This is a genomic window from Ponticoccus sp. (in: a-proteobacteria) (genome assembly GCF_048381735.1).
The window spans coordinates 1-2,278 of sequence record NZ_JBLXGL010000024.1 but is presented as its reverse complement, the minus strand read 5'-3'; the positions used below and the strand labels follow the sequence as shown (position 1 = coordinate 2,278).

The window sequence follows — 2,278 nt, the reverse complement described above, 5'->3', positions numbered from 1 at the left end:
CCTGATCTGAAGGTTAAGACATGAACCAGGAACTGACGAACAACCCGTTCAACCCGCTGACCCCGCCCAAGGTCTTCGACGAGATCAAGGTCTCTCTGGCCTCGCCCGAGCGGATCCTCTCGTGGTCCTACGGCGAGATCAAGAAGCCCGAGACGATCAACTACCGCACGTTCAAGCCCGAGCGTGACGGCCTGTTCTGCGCGCGCATCTTCGGCCCGATCAAGGACTACGAGTGCCTGTGCGGCAAGTACAAGCGCATGAAGTACCGCGGCGTCGTCTGCGAAAAGTGCGGCGTCGAAGTCACGCTGCAGAAGGTCCGCCGCGAGCGCATGGGCCACATCGAACTGGCCGCGCCCTGCGCCCACATCTGGTTCCTCAAGTCGCTGCCCTCGCGCATCGGCCTGATGCTGGACATGACGCTGCGCGATCTGGAACGGGTGCTCTATTTCGAGAACTACGTGGTGATCGAACCGGGTCTCACCGACCTCACCTATGGCCAGATGCTGACCGAGGACGAATTCCTCGACGCGCAGGATCAGTTCGGCATGGACGCCTTCACCGCCAATATCGGCGCTGAAGCGATCCGCGAGATGCTCGCCGCCATCGACCTCGAATCCGAGGCCGAGCAGCTGCGCGCCGATCTCAAGGAGGCCACCGGCGAACTGAAGCCCAAGAAGATCATCAAGCGCCTGAAGGTCGTCGAAAGCTTCCTGGAATCCGGCAACCGTCCCGAGTGGATGGTGCTGACCGTGATCCCGGTCATCCCGCCCGAACTGCGCCCGCTGGTGCCGCTGGACGGTGGCCGCTTCGCGACCTCCGACCTCAACGACCTGTACCGCCGCGTGATCAACCGGAACAACCGCCTCAAGCGGCTGATCGAGCTGCGCGCGCCGGACATCATCGTGCGCAACGAAAAGCGGATGCTGCAGGAAGCCGTCGACGCGCTGTTCGACAACGGCCGCCGCGGCCGCGTCATCACCGGCGCGAACAAGCGTCCGCTGAAGTCGCTGTCGGACATGCTGAAGGGCAAGCAGGGCCGCTTCCGTCAGAACCTTCTCGGCAAGCGGGTCGACTTCTCCGGCCGTTCGGTCATTGTGACCGGTCCGGAACTGAAGCTGCACCAGTGCGGCCTGCCGAAGAAGATGGCGCTCGAACTGTTCAAGCCGTTCATCTACTCGCGGCTCGAGGCCAAGGGTCTGTCCAGCACCGTGAAGCAGGCGAAGAAGCTCGTCGAAAAGGAACGCCCGGAAGTCTGGGACATCCTCGACGAGGTGATCCGCGAACACCCGGTCATGCTGAACCGTGCGCCGACGCTGCACCGTCTGGGCATCCAGGCGTTCGAACCGCAACTGATCGAGGGCAAGGCGATCCAGCTTCACCCGCTCGTCTGCTCGGCGTTCAACGCCGACTTCGACGGTGACCAGATGGCCGTGCACGTCCCGCTCTCGCTCGAAGCGCAGCTGGAAGCGCGCGTGCTGATGATGTCGACGAACAACGTCCTGTCGCCGGCCAACGGCGCGCCGATCATCGTTCCCTCGCAGGACATGATCCTCGGTCTCTACTACGTGACCATCCAGCGCGACGGCATGAAGGGCGAAGGCATGTCCTTCTCCTCGATCGAGGAAGTGGAGCACGCCCTGACCGCGGGCGAGGTGCATCTGCACGCCAAGATCACCTGCCGGGTCAAGCAGATCGACGAGGAAGGCAACGAGGTCGTCAAGCGTTACGAGACGACCCCGGGCCGGGTGCGCCTCGGCGCGCTGCTGCCGATGAACGCCAAGGCTCCGTTCGAGCTGGTCAACGCGCTGCTGCGCAAGAAGGACGTCCAGCGCGTCATCGACACCGTCTACCGCTACTGCGGTCAGAAGGAATCGGTGATCTTCTGCGATCAGATCATGACCATGGGCTTCCGCGAGGCGTTCAAGGCCGGCATCTCGTTCGGCAAGGACGACATGGTGATCCCCGACAACAAGTGGACCATCGTCGAGGATACCCGCGATCAGGTGAAGGACTTCGAACAGCAGTATATGGACGGCCTGATCACTCAGGGCGAAAAGTACAACAAGGTCGTGGACGCCTGGTCGAAGTGCAACGACAAGGTCACCGAGGCGATGATGTCGACCATCTCCGCCGCCAAGCATGACGAGAACGGCGCCGAGATGGAACCGAACTCGGTCTACATGATGGCGCACTCCGGTGCTCGTGGCTCGGTCACGCAGATGAAGCAGCTGGGCGGGATGCGCGGCCTGATGGCGAAGCCGAACGGCGACATCATCGA

1 protein-coding gene is annotated in these 2,278 nt (G+C 62.7%); it reads left to right on the top strand.

From position 1 onward, the window contains the following. Positions 1-20: 20 nt before the first annotated feature. Positions 21-2,278 (top strand): DNA-directed RNA polymerase subunit beta' (gene rpoC / locus ACN5KJ_RS20410; RefSeq protein ID WP_418596029.1); only part of this gene is annotated, 2,258 nt, incomplete at its 3' end.